At 54.8% G+C, this 18,889-nt stretch carries 13 protein-coding genes; 6 read left to right on the top strand and 7 right to left on the bottom strand.

Annotated features, from left to right (window positions below):
* Positions 1 to 10: 10 nt before the first annotated feature.
* The 5 genes from AC0YNV_RS04070 to AC0YNV_RS04050 are packed head-to-tail and all read right to left on the bottom strand — an operon-like array spanning position 11 to position 9,348.
* Positions 11 to 1,693 (bottom strand): AMP-binding protein, encoded by a 1,683-nt coding sequence (locus AC0YNV_RS04070; RefSeq protein ID WP_475766033.1) that lies wholly within the window; start codon positions 1,691 to 1,693, stop codon positions 11 to 13.
* Positions 1,694 to 1,724: 31 nt separating this feature from the next.
* Positions 1,725 to 3,506: an acyl-CoA dehydrogenase family protein gene (locus AC0YNV_RS04065; RefSeq protein WP_475766031.1), complete on the bottom strand. Its 1,782-nt coding sequence runs from the start codon at positions 3,504 to 3,506 to the stop codon at positions 1,725 to 1,727.
* Between the two features lie 24 nt (positions 3,507 to 3,530).
* Positions 3,531 to 4,715: an acetyl-CoA C-acyltransferase gene (locus tag AC0YNV_RS04060; RefSeq protein WP_475766029.1), complete on the bottom strand. Its 1,185-nt coding sequence runs from the start codon at positions 4,713 to 4,715 to the stop codon at positions 3,531 to 3,533.
* A gap of 29 nt (positions 4,716 to 4,744) precedes the next feature.
* Positions 4,745 to 7,141, bottom strand: a complete 2,397-nt coding sequence (locus AC0YNV_RS04055; protein ID WP_475766027.1) for a 3-hydroxyacyl-CoA dehydrogenase/enoyl-CoA hydratase family protein — start codon at positions 7,139 to 7,141, stop codon at positions 4,745 to 4,747.
* Between the two features lie 29 nt (positions 7,142 to 7,170).
* Positions 7,171 to 9,348 (bottom strand): heterodisulfide reductase-related iron-sulfur binding cluster, encoded by a 2,178-nt coding sequence (locus tag AC0YNV_RS04050; protein ID WP_475766025.1) that lies wholly within the window; start codon positions 9,346 to 9,348, stop codon positions 7,171 to 7,173.
* Between the two features lie 169 nt (positions 9,349 to 9,517).
* Between AC0YNV_RS04050 and AC0YNV_RS04045 the strand changes: the two genes are divergently transcribed.
* From AC0YNV_RS04045 to AC0YNV_RS04025, 5 genes are all read left to right on the top strand, one after another.
* Positions 9,518 to 10,102: a TetR/AcrR family transcriptional regulator gene (locus tag AC0YNV_RS04045; protein WP_475766023.1), complete on the top strand. Its 585-nt coding sequence runs from the start codon at positions 9,518 to 9,520 to the stop codon at positions 10,100 to 10,102.
* A gap of 41 nt (positions 10,103 to 10,143) precedes the next feature.
* Entirely contained in the window at positions 10,144 to 10,914 is a 771-nt protein-coding gene (locus AC0YNV_RS04040; RefSeq protein ID WP_475766021.1) for an electron transfer flavoprotein subunit beta/FixA family protein, read from the top strand.
* Complete coding sequence (locus AC0YNV_RS04035; RefSeq protein WP_475766019.1) at positions 10,911 to 11,891, top strand: electron transfer flavoprotein subunit alpha/FixB family protein; 981 nt, start codon at positions 10,911 to 10,913, stop codon at positions 11,889 to 11,891. The genes AC0YNV_RS04040 and AC0YNV_RS04035 overlap by 4 nt, the downstream gene beginning before the upstream one ends.
* A 4-nt stretch (positions 11,892 to 11,895) precedes the next feature.
* Positions 11,896 to 12,750 carry an SDR family oxidoreductase gene (locus tag AC0YNV_RS04030; protein ID WP_475766017.1) on the top strand — a complete coding sequence of 285 codons (855 nt, stop codon included), beginning with the start codon at positions 11,896 to 11,898 and terminating at the stop codon, positions 12,748 to 12,750.
* A 164-nt stretch (positions 12,751 to 12,914) separates the two neighbouring features.
* Positions 12,915 to 13,382 carry a hypothetical protein gene (locus tag AC0YNV_RS04025; protein ID WP_475766015.1) on the top strand — a complete coding sequence of 156 codons (468 nt, stop codon included), beginning with the start codon at positions 12,915 to 12,917 and terminating at the stop codon, positions 13,380 to 13,382.
* Between the two features lie 99 nt (positions 13,383 to 13,481).
* Here AC0YNV_RS04025 and AC0YNV_RS04020 read toward each other — a convergent pair whose 3' ends face one another.
* Positions 13,482 to 14,912 carry an MFS transporter gene (locus AC0YNV_RS04020; RefSeq protein ID WP_475766013.1) on the bottom strand — a complete coding sequence of 477 codons (1,431 nt, stop codon included), beginning with the start codon at positions 14,910 to 14,912 and terminating at the stop codon, positions 13,482 to 13,484.
* A 215-nt stretch (positions 14,913 to 15,127) separates the two neighbouring features.
* Here AC0YNV_RS04020 and AC0YNV_RS04015 point away from each other — a divergent pair, with 215 nt between their 5' ends.
* A complete protein-coding gene (locus AC0YNV_RS04015; RefSeq protein ID WP_475766010.1) occupies positions 15,128 to 15,493 on the top strand; it encodes an ArsR/SmtB family transcription factor in 366 nt (121 codons plus the stop codon).
* A gap of 330 nt (positions 15,494 to 15,823) precedes the next feature.
* Here AC0YNV_RS04015 and AC0YNV_RS04010 read toward each other — a convergent pair whose 3' ends face one another.
* Entirely contained in the window at positions 15,824 to 18,871 is a 3,048-nt protein-coding gene (locus tag AC0YNV_RS04010) for an efflux RND transporter permease subunit (protein WP_475766008.1), read from the bottom strand.
* Positions 18,872 to 18,889: the final 18 nt, after the last annotated feature.

Below are 18,889 nucleotides of genomic sequence, written 5' to 3'. Positions count from 1 at the left end.
ACCCAGATTGTCAGTCTCTCTTATCCTGCCGCACCTCATCTTCCTCGATCAATTTGCGGCGCAGCACCTTGCCTGCCAATGTTTTGGGCAGACTTGCAGGGAATTCAACCAGATGAGGAACCTTGTAGGCCGCAAGCCGCTGCCTGCACCATTCCTTCAAGTCCTTTTCATCCAACCTGGCCCCCGGCTTCAATACAACGAAAGCCTTGACCGTTTCTCCCCGGTAGTTGTCCGGGATGCCCAGTACCGCCGCCTCTTCAATATCAGGATGCTCGAACAGGACCTCTTCGATCTCCCGGGGGTAAATATTATAGCCGCTGGCGATAATGATGTCTTTAATGCGGTCCATCATATAGAAGAACCCGTCTTCATCCATACGCGCCATATCCCCGGTGTGAAGCCAACCGCCCCTGAGTACTTTCGCAGTCTCGTCGGGCGCATTCCAATAGCCCTTCATCACCTGCGGACCGCTGACTGCAAGCTCGCCGATTTCACCGGCAGGGAGCTCATCCCCAGTTTTGGGATCAATGATTTTGGACAGCGTGTCGGGAAACGGAATACCGACCGAGCCTGTCTTGCGCTTCTCCCACACATTGTTGGCATGCGTCACCGGGGAAGCTTCCGTCAGCCCGTAGCCTTCAATGAGACGCCCGCCGGACATCTCCTCAAAGCGCTGCTGGACCTCATGCGGCAGGGAAGCCGCGCCGCTGATGCACATATTGATCGAGGATAGATCGTAATTATGAATCCGGCTGTGATTAATAAGCGCAATATACATGGTAGGCGCTCCCGGAAATACGGTTGGCTTCATCCTGGAAATCAGCGGCAGAAGCTGGTTCACATCGAAACGCGGCACGAGAATCAGACTGCCTCCAAGCAGAACGGACTGGTTGAGCAGAACCGTCAGGCCAAATACATGAAAGAATGGAAGCGCTGCCAGGTAACGTTCTTTGCCGGGCTTGCTCCGGTAAGCCCACAGACTGGTTTGGATCGTGTTGACGATCACATTGTAATGCGTAAGCATGACGCCCTTCGCCAGCCCCGTCGTCCCGCCCGTATACTGGAGCAGGGCCAAATCATTCTCGGCATCCACATCCGTATGCACGGGCGATCGGGAGGAATCATGCATCAGCTTGACGAAGGAATGGACCCCGTCTTCATAGGCGACATCCAGATTCATTCCGTCCTTCTTCGCCTTGAGCGGGTACAGCAGATTCTTCGGGAACGGCAGATAATCCTTGATCGATGTGATAATAACATGCCGAAGCCCCGTTTGCGGTAAAATATCCTTCACCTTCCGGTGCAGCAGATCCAGCGTCAGAATGACGGAAGCGCCTGAATCCCGCAGCTGATGCTGAAGCTCCCGCGGCATATAGAGGGGATTGGTCATCACCACGACGGCTCCGGCCAGCAGAACGCCATAATAGGCAATAACCAGCTGGGGACAATTGGGCAGCATAATGGCCACCCTGTCCCCCCGTGCGACACCCAGCTTGCGGACGACATGAGCGAACCGGTACGCCCCCTCGAGCAAGTCGGCATATTTCATGTCCTTCCCCATAAAATGCAGCGCCGTATGATTCGGATAATTGGCCGTTGACTGAATGAGAAAGTCGGCGAGATTTTTTTTGGGATACGGATAGGTTGACGGTACTTCCTTCGGATAATGAGACAACCACGGTCTATGTGCCATGCCCCTTCACCTCATTGGTATGGAATTCGGGTTAATGCACGTAGCTTTCTGACTGAATGACCAGGGCTGCGATCTGACGTTTCTCCTGAATGGTGTTCAGGGATGTGCGGCGCGTCAGCTTCTTGAGAACCGAGAGCTGGGTGCGGAGCATATCTCCCACCTCAATGGCGGATAAGGTTTCCTTGGCATAACCTTCAATTGCCTGGAAGGCCTCGTGAATAAAGATCCGGGTCATCCGGATTGCCGCGGCCGACTTCTCTTCGCCTCTCCTGGCGATTCTCTGCTGCGTCCGAAGAAGCGCGCTTTCCATGGCATAAAGCTGAATCATGATATCCGCCAGATGGCTGAGCACCTCCTGCTCCTCCTCGAGCTTCGTCTGGAACTTCTGAACGGCCGCTCCGCCTGTCATCAGAAAAATTTTCTTGGCCATGGAGACCAGATGGACTTCCTCCCCCAGGAGACTATCGAACGTTTGTCCCGGCACCAGCTGCAGCAGCTCCGCCTGAAGCGCCTGCGCCTTCTGGAGCAGTGGAAGCTCGCCCTTCATCGCCCGCTTGATCAGCGTCCCCGGAATCAGCAGACGGTTGATTTCATTCGTACCCTCAAAAATGCGGTTAATGCGGGAATCGCGGTAGATGCGCTCGATGGCATATTCCTGAATGAAGCCGTAGCCGCCATGAATTTGTACGCCTTCATCCGCGATTTGATCCAATGTTTCGGAACCGAACACCTTGTTGATCGAATACTCCAGCGCATACTCGGCAATGGCTTTGGCGGACTGGACACCGGCTTCCGGGCTGTCGTGATCGATTTGGCTGAGTCCGGCATCCATCAAGCCGGCAGTCCGGTAAACCATGCTTTCCAGCACATAGGTTCGGATATTCATCTCTGCCAGCTTCTTGCCGATCAATGGGAAGGAGGAAATCGGTTTGCCGAACTGCGTTCGCTGATTGGCATATTGGGCGCTGATCTCAATCGCCTGCTTGCATGCGCCGAGGCATCCGGCAGCCAGCTTGAAGCGCCCGATATTCAGAATATTGAAGGCGATCAAATGGCCTTTGCCAACCTCCCACAGCAGGTTTTGGACCGGCACATGCACATCCTCCAGAATAAGCGGACGCGTTGACGAGCCCTTGATGCCCATCTTCTTCTCTTCGGGACCGAAGCTGACACCCTCCATGGTGCGCTCCACGATAAAGGTGCTGAAATCCTTGCCGTTTACCTTCGCATAGACGATGAAAATATCCGCAAAGCCGGCGTTTGTAATGAACTGCTTCGTGCCGTTCAGCACGTAATGAGTGCCGTCCCCGGACAAGCGCGCCGTTGTTTTGGCGCCAAGCGCATCCGATCCCGAGGAGGGCTCTGTCAGGCAGTAAGCGGCGATTCGCGTGCCCGCCGCCAGATCCGGCAAATATTTCTTCTTCTGCTCTGCCGTACCGAAGTAGACGATCGGCAATGTTCCGATTCCCACATGGGCGCCGATCGTGAGCGCGAATGATGACGCTTTGGACAAGCGCTCGCTGATCAGCGTGGAGCTGACCTTATCCAGGCCCAGCCCCTCATAGGCTTCCGGCACATCCGCGCCCAGCAGGCCGAGCTCGCCGGCTTTTCGCATCAGCTTTACGGTCAGCTCGTAATCCAGCTTTTCGATTTGACCGTCGACCGGAATGATCTCCCCCTCCACAAAATCGGACGTCGTCTGCGCGATCATGCGCTGTTCCTCCGTCAGTTCATCCGGGGTAACGATCAGGCTGTAATCCAGATCGTCGATGACGAAGCTTCCGCCTATTACTTTCTTGCCTGTTTGTTCCATCCTTTTCACGTCTCCCTTCTATGGTTATTCGGGATACACTTCAAATACGCCCGCCGCGCCCATTCCCCCGCCAATGCACATGGAGACCACGCCAAATCCGCCTCCGCGGCGGCGCAGCTCATAAATAAGGCTTGCAGCAAGCTTCGTGCCCGTGCATCCCAGCGGATGGCCTAGCGCGATGGCTCCCCCGTTCACGTTGACCAGCTTCTCGTCAAGCTCAAGCTCTCTGATTATATGCAGACACTGCGATGCGAACGCTTCATTGATTTCAAATAAACCGATGTCCGCTGTGCGCAGTCCTGCCCGCCGGAGCGCTTTCGGAATGGCCTCCACCGGTCCAACTCCCATGATTTCAGGGTCTACGCCCGCCAGAGCAAAGGACTTGAAGGCAGCCAGCGGCTTCAGACCAAGCTCCTCGGCCTTCTCCCTGCTCATCACCAATACGGCTGCCGCCCCGTCGCTCATCTGGGATGCGTTGCCTGCCGTAACCGTGCCGCTCTCCTTGAAGGCAGGCTTCAGCCTTGCCAATCCCTCAGGCGTGGTATCTGCACGGACGCCTTCATCCTTCTCAAGAACAAGCGGTCTCACCCACGGTTTCCCGTCCTCGCCGAAGCCCCTTTGCGATGTGGCTACCGGAATAATCTCATCCCGGAAAATGTCCAACCCCAGAGCCGCCGCCGCTTTCCGGTGGCTTTCCGCAGCAAAACGATCCTGATCCGCTCTGGAAATACCGAACCGCTCGGCAACATTTTCCGCCGTGTGGCCCATTGCGATGTATACCTCCGGCATCTCATCCACGATAGCCGGATGGGGAGATGGCTTGAAGCCGGTCATGGGCACATGGCTCATGCTTTCCACACCCCCGGCGATGACAATATCGGCGCCGCCCGTCATAATCCGTTCTGCTGCGAATGCGATGGACTGCAGGCCGGAGGAGCAGAACCGGTTAATGGTCAGAGCCGGTACGGTTGAAGGAAATCCGGCATACAGCGACATGATGCGGGCAAAATTCAGGCCCTGCTCCCCTTCGGGCATCGCACAGCCGATCATAATATCCTCCACGTCCTCCTTATTCACGCCCGGAGCGCGGTCGATGACGGCCTGAAGCACAACTTTCCCCAGGTCTTCCGCTCTCGTATGAATGAAGCTTCCTTTCTTCGCCTTCCCTACCGGGGTTCGTACAGCGGATACGATAACAGCCTCTCTCATTTATGAACTCACCTTCCTTCTTAAGTGGATTAATTGCGGAGAGCCTTGCCCTTCGCAAGCATATGCTGCATCCGGTGCTGCGTCTTCGGTTCCCCGCACAGGCTGAGGAAGGCTTCACGCTCCAGGTCCAGCAGGTACTGCTCGGTTACCATTGTTCCGGCGGGAACGCTGCCGCCGCTGATGACATGGGCCAGCTTCCCCGCAATGAGCAGATCGTGGTCGCTGATAGTTCCGCTCTGCTTCATGGCAATTGCACCCAGCTTCAGCACGGCTTTGCCGTCTTCGCCGATGACTCTGATCTTCTCCGGCCGTGCTGCCCGATAGCCGGACTGCGCCAGCCGCAGCGCAGACTGCTTCGCTTCATGAATCAGATAATCCTGATTGGCGACAATCCGGTCGCTTGGGCGCAAATACCGCAGCCTCTTCGCGTCATGGGCACTGGTAGAGACCTTCGCCATACCGATGTTCATATACATCTCATTGACGTAAGGCTGCAGATCGATCTCCGGCTGCGGATGAGCCTGGCTGATGCGCAGAGCCATTTCCTTGCAGCCGCCTCCGGCGGGTATGAGTCCGACTCCGACCTCGACCAGTCCGTAATACGTTTCCGCATTCGCGCATACTTCGTCCGCCGGCAGACAAACCTCGACGCCTCCCCCGAGTGTCATGCGATGCGGCGCGGCAACAACCGGCTTCTCAAAATGCTTGAGCTTCATCATCGTGTCCTGGAACAGCCGGATGATATGATCGACCTCATCCCATTCCTCATCCTGCGCTTCCATCAGAAGCAGCATAATATTGGCTCCGACGCAGAAGTTGCGCCCTTCGTTGGCAATAATCAGCGCATCATAATTGCGGCGGACCTCTTCCACGGTTTGCTGGATCATCATCAGAATGTCAGCGCCAATCGCATTGTTCGGCGAATGGAATTCCAGACAAGCCACGCCGCTGCCCACATCGATCAGACTGGCCCCGCTGTTCCCCAGGATCACCCTGTTCTGCTGCTTGAGGCGGGCAAGCGAAATGATTTCCGGAGGCTGCTCTTCCTGGCGGTACCGTCCTTCATGAACATAGAAAGATACTCCCGCTTCCCGCTGATAGAAGGAGCTGTTGCCCGCCGCAATCCAATCCTTCACCCAGGCGGGAACAGCCGTCCCTTCGGCTTCCATACGGGCAGCGGATGGAATGAGGCCGATCTCATCCCACAATTCGAATGGCCCCCTCTCCCAGCTGAAGCCCCATTTCATCGCCTTGTCGACATCGGCAATCGAGCCTGCAATTTCATTGGCCCTATCGGCGGCATACACAAGTGTCTGCTTCAGAATCTCCCATGCCAAGCCGGAGTAGCGGTCCTTCCCGCCAAGCAGCGCCTTCGTCTTATTGCCAGCTCCTTTGGCAGCTCTTGCCGCTTCCAGAGAAGCAGAGGTTATCCTCCTGCTCTTGGCATACGTCATCGTGCTCAGGTCGAGCGACAGGATCTCACTGCCCTGTTCCCCCTTGATTTTCTTGTAAAAGCCCCCTCCCGCCTTCTCCCCGATCCAGCCGCGCTCCACCATATCCTTCAATACCTGCGGCAGCGCAAAAGCTGACTTCTCCGCTTGGCTGTCCGTTCTCTCCGCCACGTTATTGGCCACATGCACGAAGGTGTCCAGCCCAACCAGGTCAAGCGTCCGGAAAGTGGCGCTCTTGGGCCGTCCCATCGCCGGGCCGGTCACGGCATCCACTTCATCGACGGTAAAGCCTTTCTCCTCCATAATCTGCATCGCCGCAAGCAGACCATAGGTTCCAATCCGGTTGGCGATAAAATTAGGCGTATCCTTCGCGATGACGACCCCTTTGCCAAGCAATCTTTCCCCGCATTCCACAATCCGGCTCACAATATCGGGATCGGTGCTTTCACCCGGAATAACCTCCAGCAGCTTCATGTACCGGGGAGGATTAAAGAAATGAGTGCCGAGAAAATGGCTTTTGAACGCCTCGGAACGGCCTTCCGCCATCGCATGGATGGAGATGCCCGATGTGTTGGAGCTGACGATGATTCCCGGCTTCCACCGGCTTTCAATCTTCCGCAGCAGCTCCTGCTTGATGGCCAGATTCTCCACAACGACCTCAATGACCCAGTCCACGTCCCCGATCCGGTCCAGATGATCGTCGATGTTCCCGGGTGTTATCAGGCTCGCCAATGAATCATCATACAGCGGGGACGGTTTGATCCCCGGGAGCTTCGCCAGCGCGCCTGCCGCCAGCCGGCTGCGGACCTCCGGATGCGCAAGCGTCAAGCCGCGGGCCTCCTCCTCCGGCGTCAATAGGGTCGGAACGATATCAAGCAGCAGGACGGATAGGCCGGCATTGGCCAGATGTGCCGCTATGCTTGCGCCCATAACGCCGGAGCCGATAACGGCGGCTTTGGTGATGTTGGCTGTCATATGTTCTCTGCCTCCTTATAGAGTTTTGGTCACTGATGCAACAAAGTCTGGTTAGACGCAGGCCCGAAAACGGCCAGCTCCAGAATTTCCGCGATATCCCGCGCCTTTACATGCTCATCCGCCTCCTTCTGCTTGGTGCCGTCCTCCAGCATCGTGAGGCAGAATGGACAGGCGCTGCTGATAAGCGTCGGCCTGGTTACGAGCGCCTGCTCGACCCTGGCCAAATTCACCCGCTTGCCCGCGGTCTCTTCCATCCACATCATGCCCCCGCCCGCTCCGCAGCACATCCCGTTTTCCCGCGAACGCTCCATCTCCATCAGCTCCACGCCGGGAATCGCCCGCAGAATGTTCCGCGGCTGGTCGTAAACATTGTTGTAGCGGCCCAGATAACAGGAATCATGGTAAGTAATCCGTTCATGCACAGCATGCTCCGGCTTCAGGATACCGGTACGAATCAGCTCGTCAAGAAGCTGCGTATGGTGAAGCACCTCTACCCCCTCCATCCCGAATTCGGGATATTCATTCTTGAGCGTATTGAAGGTATGCGGACAGGCGGTGACAATCCGTTTGACGCCGTATTTGCGGAAGGTTTCTATATTCTCGGCGCATAGCTGCTGGAACAGCAGCTCATTGCCCATCCTGCGCGGCGTATCGCCTGAATTCTTCTCCTCATTGCCGAGAATGGCAAAACGGATGCCTGCCTTGTGCATGAGCCGGACCAGCGCGCGGGTAATCTTGCGGGAGCGGTTATCGTAGGAGCCCATGGAGCCGACAAAGAAAAGCAGCTCGAAATCCGGCGCATCCTTAACCGTCGGGACGGCTATTCCTGCAAGCTCCTCCACCCATCTGCTCCGCTCGCTGCGGCTGATTCCCCATGGATTCCCCTGCCGCTCGATGTTTTGCATGGCGCGCTGACCTTCCTGGGGGATGCTCCCTTCCATGAGCACAAGATGACGGCGCAGATCGATGATTTTATCCACATGCTCGTTGCCCACCGGGCATTGATCCTCGCAGTTGCGGCAGGTTGTGCAGGCCCATATCTCCTCCTCCGTCATTACGTCGCCGATCAATGCCAGCTCTTCCGGCTTCTTCTCCGAGTGCTGCCAGCTTTCTTTATGCCAGTCCATGGTCGGGGAGATATCCGTTATTTCGGCCGTATCCATCATGAAGCGCGGATGCTCTCCTTCCTGTCCGCCTGCGGCAACGGCGTGGGCTCCTCCTCCTGCCGGGAAGGCGAAAGCAGGAACCCAAGGCGATTTGGAGGTGATTGCTGCGCCCTTCTCCGTCAGATGGTCGCGGAGCTTCACGATCAGATGCATCGGGGACAGCGCTTTGCCGGTATTTGAGGCCGGACAGACATTCGTGCAGCGCCCGCATTCCACACAGGCATAGAAATCCAGCATCTGCTTGCGGGTAAAATCTTCGATTTTGCCAACGCCGAACGCTTCTGCCTCCTCATCCTCCAGATCAAGCTTGCGCAGTCTTCCCGGAGGCCGGCTGCGGCCAAGAAACAGATTGAGCGGCGCGGTAATGAGATGAAAGTGCTTGGATTGCGGAATATAGACGAGGAATGCAAGCAGAATGATCAGATGCGCCCACCAGAACAGGAAGAATACAGCCTTGGCCGCCCCCGGCGAAATTCCGGTAACAAGCTGAGCAATCAAGGAGGATGCCGGTGCATATGCGGAAGCCTCATAACCAAGCCAAACGCGGTGAAAGCCAAGACTGAGCAGGACCGACAGCATCAGAAAAAAAATCAGAAACAAAACGATGCTCGGCTTCCAGTCATTCTTCAGCCGCTTCAGCTTCTCGCCGTATCTTCGATAAGCGGCGTAACCGGTCGCAAGCAGAATAAGCAAAACGGTGATTTCCTGCGAAAGCCCAAAGACGGCGTGACCGGGAATCGGAAGCGGATGCCCCCCGGACAGCCCCGTGTAGATCAGATCAAGCGCCCCGAACTGCAAGATAATAAAGCCGTAAAAAATAATCAGGTGCATGATCCCGCTCCTCCGGTCCTTCAGGAGTACGCGGTGACCCAGAGCCTGGGAAACAAGATCCCCCACCCTGCTTTTCCAGTCAAAAGGACGGTTCTCCGGCTGCCCCAGCTTCACATACAAATAACGGTGATAAACCGCTCTGTAAAAGAAAGAAAGGGCAGCACCGACAACAATCAAAAATAAAAGATAATGCAGCCACGACCAGAACATGAGCACACGTCCTTCCGCATAGTTATGGATGTAAGCGCTTAGAATCGGGCTTCAAAAAAATCTTATGTTCTCAGGCGTTGACAATACGCGAAGGATTTCATAAGATGGAACCAGAAAATGAATGATGATTCATTCAGTTTTGTTTAGATTCTAGCATCGGGGTGAATGCATGACAAGTAAAAAAATGGATAAATTCGAAAGGATTATCGGCGCAGCCGTCAAGGTGTTTGCCGAGACCGGCTTTCACGGCTCCCAGGTATCGAAGATCGCACGTGAAGCCGGAGTTGCGGATGGAACCATATATTTATATTTCAAAAGTAAAGAAGATATACTTGTGTCGCTTTTCCGCGAGCGTCTTGGCGAGCTTATCGGCAAGCTCAAGGAAAGCGTTGCGGACTCCGCAACCGCAGCCGATGCGATCCGTAAAATTTGCGAGCTTCATTACACCGAGCTTGAGAAAAATCCGGATCTGGCTTATGTCACCCAGATTGAGCTCCGCCAAAGCTCCCTTGAGCTTCGCAAATCAATCGGCCAGGCGGTCAAACCGTATATACAATTGATCGAAACCGTTCTGATTCAAGGCATGGAGGAAGGAACCTTCCGCAAAGATCTGGATGTTAAATTGACGCGCCTGCTCATATTCGGCGCCATGGACGAAGCCGTTACCTCCTGGCTTATTTCCGGCCGGAAGTATTCCCTCAGCGCCCAGGTGGATAAGTCTGTAGAGTTCTTTTTGATGGCGCTGCGCCCTTAAACGATCTGCCCATTTTCGCAAATTGGAGAGGAGCATCCCTAATGAATGTGTATGTGATTCTAAAGCAAACCTTCGATACCGAGGAGACAATCACCATTCAGGATGGCAGGATATCCGAGGATGGGGTGAAATTTGTCATAAACCCCTATGATGAGTATGCAGTAGAGGAAGCCATCCGGATCAAGGAGCAGGAAGGCGGGCTTGTTGTTGCCGTTTCAGTAGGCCCGCAGCGAAGCGCCGAGGCGCTGCGAACCGCTCTGGCCATGGGGGCGGATGAGGCCGTCCTGGTCTGCGATGAGCGCATTCCAGCTGACGAGTATTCAATCTCGTCCGTGCTTTCGGCCTATTTTGCAGGTCAATCGTATGACCTTATCCTGGGCGGCAACTTCTCCGTGGACAATGGCGCAGGGCAGGTTGCTATCCGTCTGGCCGGACTGCTTGGCATTCCCCATGCCTCTTCCATCACCAGCCTTGCTCTATCGGACCGGAACGCGAAAGCAGAGCGCGATGCCGAAGGCGATCTTGAGCTGCTCGAGATCTCCCTTCCCGCACTGTTCACGGCGCAGCAGGGTCTGAATGAACCCCGTTATCCCTCCCTCCCCGGCATTATGAAAGCAAAGAAGAAGCCTTTTCGGCATCTCACGCTGGATGATCTTGGGATCACCCCTGAGCAGCTGGCGCCGAAAACAATGCGGATCGATCTGAGCCTTCCTCCGGCGAGGGCAGCGGGCCGGATTCTGCAGGGCGAGCTGCCGGAGCAGGCGGCTGAGCTCGTCCGGATGCTTCACAGCGAAGGAGGAATTCATTCATGAGCAGAACATATTTGATTGTTGCGGAGCACCGGGAAGGAAAAATTCGTCAAGTGACGCTGGAGGCGCTTCAAGCCGCTGCAAGCTCAGCCGCAGACGGGGACCGGATGACCGCCGTCCTCATCGGAAGCGGACTTGATTCCATGGCAAATGAGCTGTCCGCCTACCCTTTATCCGAAATTCACCTGATTGAGCATGCAGGTCTGCAGCATTACAACCCTGAGTCTTATACGGCAGCGCTCCTTCCCGTCATAGAAAATATCCGCCCCGACGCGGTGTTCTTGGGACATACCGCTCTGGGACGCGACCTTGCACCTGCCTTGGGAGCGAAGCTTCAAGCGGGCCAGCTTTCCGATGTCATTACGCTTACTGGTACCGGCGAGGATACAGTTTTCACCAGAGCGATCTTTGCCGGCAAAGCATTCGAGAAGAAACGGTTTAACGGTTACCCCTGGGTCGTCACGGTCCGCCCGAACAATTTCCCTGCACTGCCTCCCTCCTCATCCCCGCAACCGGCGCAGATAGTCAAGGCCGATTATGCACCCTCCTCATCACTGCGAACGATCGTACAGGATGTTGTCAGACAAACCGGCGGCAAAATCGATCTGACCGAGGCGAAAATCGTCGTGTCCGGCGGACGCGGCGTCAAAAGCCGCGATGGCTTCAAGCCGCTTGAAGAGCTGGCAGGCGTCCTGAACGGCGCGGTCGGCGCATCGCGCGGAGCCTGCGATGCCGGTTACTGCGATTACGCGCTGCAAATCGGCCAGACCGGCAAGGTGGTCACGCCCGAAATCTATATTGCATGCGGCATCAGCGGGGCGATCCAGCATCTGGCCGGGATGAGCCAATCGCGGGTCATTGTTGCGATCAACAAGGACCCGGAAGCCCCAATCTTTAAAGTGGCGGATTACGGGATTGTAGGTGATTTGTTCGAGGTTGTACCGCTATTGACCGAGGAATTCCGGAAAGTTTTGGGCTGACGGAATGGGACCATTCGATAAAGACCTTCTGGACGGCAGGGTCGTACTGATCACTGGCGGCGCTACCGGCCTGGGCCGCGCGATGGGCGAGAAGTTCCTGTCACTCGGAGCCAAGCTTGCGATAGCCGGCCGCCGCGAAGAGGTTTTGCAGACGGCTGCGGCAGACATGACCGCAATGGGTGGCGAGGTTTTCCATAAAAGCTGCGATGTGCGGGACCCGGCTCAAATCCATGAGCTTGTCGATGCGGTGGAGCAGCGGTTCGGCCGTATCGACGTGCTTGTCAATAATGCGGCGGGAAATTTCATTAGCCCGACAGAGCGTCTGTCCCCGCGCGCGGTGGACGCTGTCTTGAATATTGTGCTGCACGGCACCTTCTATATGACGCTGGAAGTCGGAAAACGCTGGATTGAACAGGGGATCGGCGGCACGATGCTGAATATTGTGACCACATATGCTTCCACAGGCTCGGGGTATGTCGTTCCGTCTGCAGCGGCCAAAGCCGGCGTACTGGCCCTCACCCGCTCCCTTGCAGTAGAATGGGCCCGCTACGGCATCCGCCAGGTTGCCATTGCTCCGGGACCCTTTCCCACGGAAGGCGCCTGGTCGAGGCTTTCCCCCACGCCAGAGCTCGCGGAAAAGCTGATTGGCCGCGTTCCCTTGAAGCGGGCCGGAGAGCCGGAAGAGCTCGCGAATCTTGCGGCGTTCCTGATCTCTGAATATGCCGGATACATTAATGGCGAGGTGATCACGATTGACGGCGGTGAATGGCTGCAGGGAGCCGGTGAATTCAACAGGCTAAGCGATGTTACGAAGGAGCAGTGGGACAGCTTGGCTGAGCTCACCAAACGCGGGAAATAACCTTTTTCCGTTACGGCAGCGGAACTCTGAACATTTTCCCGTGTTTAATGACAAAAAAAGTTATAATCATTATCCAGAATACAGCAAACTTTTCAGGCATAGTTATATAGAATGAACAGCGGATCAAAAAATATACGCAGCCGAAGGAGTTTGTTGTCCACAAGATGATGAAAAATGAAATGATGGAGCACGCAGCGCTGAATGTGACCGTTTCTTATCTGGTTAAGGCAAAAAGCAAAGCACATGCCCTCGACATGGCCCGTTTTCAACTCAATGAAGAGACGATCAGTCTGGATCGGATCCAGCTGGTAAACGATCAGGGAATGAAAAGATTGCTCAAGGTCGAGCATGTGGAATTCATTCATTGGATGGCTGCCGAGTCCTCCGAATTCTGCGATCAATTCAAGGTCATCGGACATTTCCGCCTTGCACTGCGCCTCAGTCATGCTGAGGAGCCGTATGAAGAAAACATCCACAAGCATCACTATCGTCTCCCCAGATCCGCTATTCAGGATAAGACCGTATGGGTGATTCCAACGCTGCATCAGCCCGCATTCACGCAAGTAATCAGCCAGACGCTGGAATGGAAAACGAAAGCCAGGGAAACAACAGCCTTAATAACAGCTGTGTAAAATAGTTCCGTGTCCGCAAAAAATCCCGCCGGCAGAAACAGAAACCGGCGGGGATTTTTGTTTTTCAGACCTGACAATCATCCAGGGCGAGTTGATCCTTCACGCTGCAGCTGCTTTTCTTTGCCGCCTGCCTCCGCGCTGTCTCAGGTACAGGAACGAAAACAGAACACCGAGAGCCGACACGAGCGACATTCCCCAAAAGATATCGGTATAGGCCTGCGAGAGCGGCAGCGAGCCCATCCACACGAGGGCGGTCCCGATTATGGCTGTTGTCAGCGCCCCGCTGAAGAACTGGGCCAACTGGAATAATCCCATGCCTGCTCCGACTTCCCCTCCCGTCAGCAGCACGGACATCTCGTTGGAAACTCCTGCGGTCAGGGCTGACACGGCGAGACTGAGCGGAATATAGATGATCAGAATAGCTATATAAGCATGAACGGCCAGTGTAGCCAGCAAAATGGCGGAGGCCGTCAGCAGCCACGGTCCGAACCGCAGCATGACACCATTGCCCTGACGGTCGATTATCCGGCCGATGCTTCTGGCAGCCAGCATCGAGAGAATGGCCCCGGGAAATATAATCAGCCCGGATTGCAGGGAAGACAGGCCAAACAGATGCACCAGAATTTGCGGCATCAGAAACAGCACCGCGAAATTGTTCATATAGGAAGCCATGCCAAGCGCCGCGAGGCTCAGATATGGACGGTTGCCGAATAAGGATGGAGCGACGAACGGGTTGCTGGCGCTCCGGATGCGCAGAATGAACAATCCTACTGCAACAAGGCCGATAACAAGCATTTCCCATCTTTGCGTCGTCAAAAACAACAGCAGGCCCGTTGTTCCAATACCCGTCAGTAGAGCGCCCCACGCATCGAATGTGCCGCTCCCCGCCTTTTCCCGCGGCAGCAGAATCAGGTACAGCGGAATTAGGGGCAGCACCAGCGCTGTGACCGCAAACAAGTCATTCCAGCCCCAGAATTGCATAATTGCGCCGCCCAGCACCGGACCAAGACCAAAGCCGAGCGAGCTTGAGGATATGACGAAAGAAATCGCTTTTCCCCTTCGCTGCTCCGGAACGTTGCGGGTTATCAGAATAATGGACATACTGAGAATGGAGCCCGCGCCTGAGGCTTGCAGCAATCTGGCAAGCAGCAGCACGGGGAAGCTGCTGCTGAACAAACCAATAAGCGACGCCAGGCCCAATAACAATAAACCGATGGTAAAGAGCGTCCGTAATGGAACAAAATCCGAAAGCCGGCTGTAGGTGATGGACGATATGGCAAATACGATGGAGTATCCCGTTACGATCCATGAGGCTACGGTTGCCGTAAGCTCGAATTGCAGTGTAATGGAAGGCAGGGCCAGATTGAACATCATCGTATTCATAATAACAATCATGACCGTCAATGCCAGCAGCGGCACCGTCCATTTTTCATTAAAAACCCGCTTGCCCATCTGTGCCTGGGCCTCTTCAGCCGGCATTGTCCGAGGCGTGATCGTCTCCGCTTCTGCCGGTGCATTTGTCTGTGACATGTCAAACCCACCTCCAGATTGGTTCTCTTCTCCAATTCGCTCAGCCGCCATCTAGACGGGCAGTCTGATTTCATAAAGGTCATGATCCTTTATGTAAAGTTCGATAATTAACGAACAATAGAAATATAGCATGGAATATGGTATCATTCAAGTATTGATTTATTCGAACGCTTGATCCTAATTAATCCTCCTCTACACGAAAGGTGGCCGCAGCTATGAAATATTTATTCCATCCTGTGCCCGAAGATATACAGCTGTCGTCGGTCCTTAATGCCTTAAGCGATCCGATCCGGCTGAACCTTGCGAAGGAATTGAGCATTTACGGGGAAATGGCCTGTGGCGGCCTGTCTGCTCCGGTTGTCAAATCGACGTTGTCGCATCATGTGCGTACCCTTCGGGAAGCGGGAGTGGTCCGGGTCCGCAGCCAGGGGACGCAGCGGCTGGTGACGCTTCGGGACGTTGAACTCGAGCAGCGGTTTCCCGGCGTCCTCTCCGCTATTCTCCGCTCTACCGAATTCTCCCGGAATTTGACTGCCGATCCCGAACCGGTAGATGTCGACGCGCATCCCCGGCAGCATTAATCAAGGACTGCCCCTGCATATGGGCAGTCTTCATTATAACCGTCATATGAAATATAATTTGCACCAAGATGGATTCCATTATGGATGCGCTTCGGCCCGAAAGCTTTTTTTGCCTTTCCTAACCATTCCCACTGACATGAATTCGCAGTAAGCAGGAACGGCTAAAGCCGTCCCCAGGCTGCTGAAGAAGATGTCTTCCCCTTCATAAAGGTCATTTACAAAAAAGACGCTCCCATCCCCACCGACAAGGTGGTTTTGGAAGCGTCTTTGCATGTTTATCAGGACAGAAGCGCTCACTGTTACTCTTTTGAAACTGCCCCTTATAATGGTCTAGAAAGTTTCCACTTCCTTGACTTTCCGCTTCTTCCAGGCTAATTCATAAATAACCGGAAGAACGATCAGCGTAAGCAATGTCGAGGTGAACAATCCGCCTATGACTGTAACGGCCAGACCGCCTGAAATCAGGCTGGTCGTCGATCCGGACAGCGCGAGCGGAACCAGGGCAAGCATCGTCGCCAGCGCCGTCATCAGAATCGGGCGAAGGCGCGTTTTGGATGCCTCCACTATCGATTCGGTTATCGGCATGCCGGATTTGCGGTTTTTCTCCACCCGGTCAAGCAAAACGACCGCATTGGTGACGACAATTCCGACGAGCATGAGCATTCCGATCATGGCGCTCATCGTCAATGCCTGGCCGGTTACGAGCAGCGCGGTCAGCGATCCGACCGGGATGAATACGAGAGAGGATAATATAATCAGCGGCGTAACCAGCCCGCCGAATGTCATGCTCATGACGAGGAAAACAAGCCCAATAGCCACGGCCATCGCAATTCCGATGCTCACGAAGCCTTCCTGGATCATCTGCTGCCCGCCGCCGATACTCACCTCCACGCCTGCCGGAAACGACATGCTGCGGATCGCCGTTTCGACTTGATTCGTAACGCTTGAAACATTATCCGGGTTCTTGACCGTGCCGCTGATCTGCGCGGCCATCTTGCCGTCATCATGATTGACCTTAACCCAGGCATTCTGCTCGGTGATGTCGGCAACGTCTTTGAGGTTCTTCATTCCGCTTGACGTCATAATCGGGATGTTCTCCAATTCCTCCCTGGATGTGATCTGCTGCCGATAAGACAGCATAATCTCCCGGGCTTCATTATCAATGGTATACATGCCTGCATCAAGCGGGCGCAGCTGTTCGCTTGCAAGCTGCATGACCATGAGCGGATTTACATTCGCGTCAATCCCCTGCCGGTTGAGCGTGAGCACCCATTTTGGCGTCACTTCGTTCATATTATTCGTAACGTCCTTCAAGTCGCTGTTCTGCTTCATGAGATCGCCAATCTGCAGGGCTGATTTCGCGAGCAGATCCGGATCGTCGGCATACACACTCACATCAATCGTATTGCCAGTAGGAGGTCCTTGCTGCTCTCCTGCCTTTACATTGATCGTTGAACCCGCTTCCTCTGCCGCCACAATAGCCGGCAGCTCGGCATTAATACGATCGACGATCATATCCATATCCGTTTCTTTCACGAACTGTGCGGTTATGGTTGCCTTGTTTCTGGCTCCTGAAGATTGGAGCGGATTGCCCGATGAGCTGCCGATGGACGTATCATAGCGCTCCACCCCATCCATGTTTTTCACATAATCCTCCACTTTGCCGCTGACTTGATCGGTACGGGCAAGACTGCTCTTCGTCGGCAAAGTAAGCTCGATGGAAGCCGTCGGGGTTGAGCCTGCCGGCAGAAAAGCGACGCCGAGAAGCGGAATAAGACTAAGCGACCCGACCAGCAGCAGTACGGACAAACTGATGACGAGGCCTTTGCGTTTAAGCGAGCTGCGAATGATTCTCTCGAAGCTGTCCGCAAGCTTTCCGCCCTGCTTGTGAGGCTTGATGTTCTTGAAAAACGCCGCTCCCAATATGGGAATAAGCATCATGGCAACGAGCAGCGAAGTGAGAATGGAGATAACAACCGACAGGGAGAACGGCCGGAAGAACTCCCCGATAATTCCGCTGACAAAAGCGAGAGGCGCGAATACGACAACCATCGCGACCGTAGACGAAGAGACGGCGCTGATGACTTCCCGTGTAGCCTGGTAAGCAAGCGCCTTGCCTTTGAGCTGCTCCCCTTTTTCCTGCCGCCAGCGGAAGATATTTTCGATCACGACTATGCTGTCATCCACAATTCGACCGACCGAAACTGCGATACCGCCAAGCGTCATGATATTGAGCGTATATCCCATTTGATTCATGATGGCAATCGTTGCAAAAATTGATATCGGCAGTGAAAGAATCGAGATAATCGTAGCTCTCACGTTCCGCAGGAAAAGGAAGATAATAATGACGCAGAACAAGGTGCCGAACAAGCCTTCTTTGATCAGCCCGGATACCGACTCTTTGATATCCTCTCCTTGATCCTGAATAACGTGAACATTCAGCTCTCCCTTATCCTGATATGTGCCCAGAACCTCCTTAACCTCATCCGAGACATCCGCCGTATTCGCGTCCTGGTTCTTGACGACCTCCAGGACAAAACTTGGTTCGCCGTTAAAACGGGTAATCTCAGCATGGGTTGATACGGTTTTAATTTCGGCTATGTCCGACAGCAGGGTAACGCCTTGCGCCGCGCCGCCGGCACCCGTGACCAGCCTCAACGACTTGATCTGGCCGAGGGAGCTGACTTTGCCGTTGAGACGAATCGGAATCGCCGTCTCCTCCTGCTGGATCGTTCCAAGCGGAAGCGCATAGTCGAGCGATTGCAGGGCGCTCTGGATGGCGCTTAAGGTAATGCCCCGCTGGGCAGCTTTTGATTTATCGACGGTGATATTTAGTTGTTCGGAGCCTGTTCCCTTCAGATTGACAGAACTGACTCCGTCGAGCTTTTGCAGCTGGGGTACAATCTCGCTCTGCAGCTTCTCGGACAGGGCCTGCGATTGTGCGCCTTCGGTGAACACGGCCGCCTGATAGATCGGCTGCGCCCCGGCCGACAGGCGCTGGACCGTTAATGCCGCCTTATCCGGCAGCTTCACCTTGCTAAGCGCTGATTCAATTTCCCCGGACAGCTTGTCCATATCCGAGCCAAACGGGAATTGAATCACGATGCTGGCGGCATTTTCCGATGACGTGCTGGTGATGGAATCGTAGCCCTTGATGTTTTTCAAGCTGTCTTCCACCGGATTCGTAACGCCGGACTCTATTTCTTCTGTGGATACGCCGGGTTGAACAATCTGCACAAACACGGCCGGAAACTCCAGATCCGGAAACGTCTGCTGTTTGATCTGTGTGGCAGAATACAAACCATAGCCTAATACAAGTATGCAAAGAATAACGACGGCAACGCTATTTTTCAAACTGATCCTCGTTAATCCACTCACTTTTTTCTCTCTCCCTCC

The sequence above is a fragment of the Paenibacillus sp. JT31N11 genome (assembly GCF_056269285.1).
The sequence above is the reverse complement of the archived record's forward strand: the minus strand, read 5'-3'. Positions and strand labels throughout refer to the sequence as shown.